Source organism: Deefgea salmonis (assembly GCF_020531905.1).
GTDB classification, from domain to species: Bacteria; Pseudomonadota; Gammaproteobacteria; order Burkholderiales; family Chitinibacteraceae; genus Deefgea; species Deefgea salmonis.
This window is the reverse complement of sequence record NZ_JAJAWG010000023.1, coordinates 1-3,341: the sequence shown is the minus strand read 5'-3', so window position 1 is coordinate 3,341 and position 3,341 is coordinate 1. Positions and strand designations below refer to the sequence as shown.

Genomic DNA, 3,341 nt, shown 5'->3' with positions numbered 1-3,341 from the left:
CATTCGTGCAGCGGACTCCTGATACTGTTCGTTCAATAGACGACTGCACAACAGCCTTCAAACCGCGTTGTCTGGTGCAGTCGTCTTCTGAAAATGACACAGGAGCTTGAGCGCCGGGCTACCAGCATCGTGCAGGCGCTGGATGATGCGACCCTTGAGGCCATCGCAGCGGGCACGCTCGACATGCTGGCCATGTGCCGACAGGTGGCCGACGAGATCCACCAGGCCGCCTAAGCCCTCCCCTGCCCTGCCACCGAACCCCGCCGCGTGCGGGGTTTTTTATGACTTCAAACCCTCAAAAGGTGCATTTACTCAAATCCTCAATATGCTATACTGCGCTTGAGTAATTCCTTTTTTCCTCAAACGCTCAATAGCTCAAGGAGCGCATATGCAAGTCATTGCTGTACTGAACCAGAAGGGCGGGGCGGGTAAAACCACCATCGCCACCCACCTTGCCCGCGCCCTGCAACTCGACGGCGCAGACGTGTTGCTGGTTGATTCTGACCCGCAGGGCAGCGCCCGCGATTGGGCCGCCGTCCGCGAGGATCAACCCGTGCCCGTGGTTGGCATCGACCGGCCCACCATCGAGCGCGATCTAAAGAGCGTGGCCCGGAAAGACTTTGTTGTGATCGACGGAGCGCCGCAGGCTCATGACTTGGCCGTGTCGGCAATGAAGGCCGCCGATTGTGTGCTGATCCCGGTGCAGCCGTCGCCCTACGACATTTGGGCAACCTCTGACCTCGTGGATTTGGTCAAGCAGCGCATCGAGCTGACCGACGGCAAGCTAAAAGCGGCTTTCGTGGTGTCCCGTGCGATCAAGGGCACCAAGATTGGTGCGGAAGTCTCCGAGGCGCTGGCCGGGTACGGCCTGCCGATCCTGCAAACGCGCATCACGCAGCGCGTCATCTACCCGAGCAGCGCGGCCAGCGGCACCACGGCCATTGACCAAGAGCCGACGAGCGAGGCCGCCGAGGAAATCCGGGCGCTGGCTGAGGAAGTGCGCCGTTTCCTCAATTGCACCATTTGAGTAATTAAGGAGTAGGTGAAAATGAGTAGCGGGAAACTTGGCATGAAAGCAGGCCGCCCGAGCGCCGCGAAGGCTGGCCCTACCTTGTCCGACCTTGCCGACAAGGCCGCCACCGTCCGGGTGAATTTCGACCTCGACCGGGCCGAGCACACGAAGCTGAAGATTTACGCCGCCAAGACCGGGCGCAGCATCACGGACATTCTGCGCGAACTGGTGCGCTCACTTGATGAAAAGAGTGATTGAGTAATCACTTAACCGGCTGGACGGGTCAAAAGCATGGACTATAGTCCATACATTTTTGATTTGGCGAAATTTAATAATGTTGATGAAATACGGCGCGTGGGGTATAAAGTGATGGTTGAAATGGAACCGTTGAGTCTGGAGGTACTGCCGCCCTCTCATTTCAAGGCGTTTGCGAAGAACGCACCGCATGAGATCAAGGGCGCTGTCATCGAGAACACAGAGCGCGGGCTGGTGATCGTGCTGCACGTTGGCAACGAGCGGCGCATTCTCGGCCAGTACCGGGGAGGCATCCGGTTTTTTCGCTCTTTCGATGGCGCGGCGGCAGTGCTGCGGCAGCATGGCGTGCTGCACTGGACGGCGAATGCAAAAGGCTGGATTCCGCGAACTTTGGAAGCGAAGGAGCGGAGTTCAGATGGATGAAAAAGCAAAGCCCCGCGTGGCAGCGGGGCTTGGCAAGAGGTGGGAACCTAGCAGGTGGCACTGTTTGGAACCCCAAGGCGTGACCGATGCAGACGACCAGAAACACCCAAACTATGGTCTGCATTGTAGCGCCCTACCTCTTGCCGCACAAGCGGAAAGAGGGTTATGGGGCAAGCACAGCTACGACTTTTCAGCCCAGCCGATGAGGCGGGTTGCTATCACGACACAGCCCGGCAGGGCTTTTTCTCGTTGCTCATGGCGACGGGCGAGGGCAGCGGCAAGAAGCAGGACAGTTACCGGCTGTCACAGATGCCCGTGGTGCTCTCCATGCTCGACCACAGCCGGGATACCTGGCTGTCTCAGGCTGAGTTCATCAAGCCCAATCGCCGCGTGGTCAACTTGGCCCGCATCGGCTTGCTGTTCGCCGATCTGGACACCTACCGCGAGCCGTGGGCGCAGGGGCGCAGCCCCGAGCAACTGGCCGCCGCTGTCATGTTCCGCTGCTACGACGAAGGCGTGCCGCCGCCGTCGATCCTCGTTTTCTCTGGCCGTGGCGTGCAAGCAAAGTGGCTGCTGGATGGCACCTTGCCGCGTCAGGCGCTGCCACGCTGGAATGCCTGCCAGCGTTACCTGATCGACCGTCTGGCCGGGCTGGGCGCTGATCCAGCGGCCAAGGATGCAAGCCGCGTGCTCCGGCTGGTCAATACGGTGAACAGCAAGAGCGGCGAGGTTTGCCGCGTCATCCACGTTGAGCTAGGCCCGGACGGCGAGCCGATCCGGTACAACTTCGAGTATCTGGCCGAGGCGCTGCTGCCGGTGGCCCGCTGGGACATCGAGGCCGACCGCAAGGCCCGCGCCGACCGTCGCCAGTTCAAGCTGCTGCCGGGCGGCCAAACCGGCAACCTGCGCACGCTCAACGGGCGGCAACTGGCGTGGGATCGCCTGGAGGACTTGCGCACGCTGGCCGCGCTGCGCGGCGGCGTGGCCGAGGGTGAGCGGATGCAGCACCTGTTTTGGCGGCTGAATTTCCTGCTGCTGTCAGGTGCGACGCACACCGGCCAGATGTACCACGAGGCCGCCGCGCTGGCCCGTGAGCTTGACCCACGGTGGAACTACCGCAGCGCCGAGCTTATGACGCTGTACGCCAAGGCCAAGGCCCACGAAGCCGGGGAAAAGGTGGAGTTCGGCGGCAAGCAGTTTGCGCCGCTCTACACGCCCAAGAACGACACGCTTATCAGCCTGTTTCACATCACCGACGACGAGCAGCGCAAGCTGCGCACGCTCATCAGCCGGGACATGGCCGCAGAGCGCCACAGCGAGCGCGAGAAAGCCCGCAGACGTGCCGCTGGGGCTGTCGATCGTGCTTCCTATCTGGAAGCAGCCAGCGCCAAGCAGGCGCAGGCTTTGGCCCTCAAGGCGCAGGGTCTGAGCGTGCGGGCCATTGCTGCACAGATGGGCATTAGCAAGACCGCTGCCGGGCGCTACATCGCAGAGCCGGGAGAGTGTCCCAAGTCCATGCGTATTACTAATGGCGAAGCCTACGCCCGGCGCGTAGCGCCTGCCTTTGAATAGCGCCTGCCTTTGAATAGCGCCTGCCTTTGAATAGCGCCTGCCTTTGAATAGCGCCTGCCTTTGAATAGCGCCTGCCTTT

At 61.4% G+C, this 3,341-nt stretch carries 5 protein-coding genes; all 5 read left to right on the top strand.

All coding sequences use genetic code 11. The features are described from left to right. Positions 1 to 93 precede the first annotated feature (93 nt). The 5 genes from LG219_RS15220 (at position 94) to LG219_RS15200 (ending at position 3,262) form a co-directional block, all read left to right on the top strand. Entirely contained in the window at positions 94 to 234 is a 141-nt protein-coding gene (locus LG219_RS15220) for a hypothetical protein (RefSeq protein WP_156143128.1), read from the top strand. 154 nt (positions 235 to 388) lie between these two features. After that, complete coding sequence (parA, locus tag LG219_RS15215) at positions 389 to 1,027, top strand: ParA family partition ATPase (RefSeq protein WP_008166580.1); 639 nt, start codon at positions 389 to 391, stop codon at positions 1,025 to 1,027. Between the two features lie 21 nt (positions 1,028 to 1,048). Next, positions 1,049 to 1,270, top strand: a complete 222-nt coding sequence (locus LG219_RS15210) for a plasmid partition protein ParG (protein ID WP_011178357.1) — start codon at positions 1,049 to 1,051, stop codon at positions 1,268 to 1,270. Positions 1,271 to 1,303: 33 nt separating this feature from the next. Next, positions 1,304 to 1,690, top strand: a complete 387-nt coding sequence (parC, locus tag LG219_RS15205; RefSeq protein WP_011270177.1) for a ParC family partition-associated protein — start codon at positions 1,304 to 1,306, stop codon at positions 1,688 to 1,690. 165 nt (positions 1,691 to 1,855) lie between these two features. Next, the gene (locus LG219_RS15200; protein ID WP_052183938.1) at positions 1,856 to 3,262 is read left to right on the top strand and encodes a helix-turn-helix domain-containing protein; all 1,407 of its coding nucleotides are present in this window, start codon (positions 1,856 to 1,858) and stop codon (positions 3,260 to 3,262) included. Positions 3,263 to 3,341 lie beyond the last annotated feature (79 nt).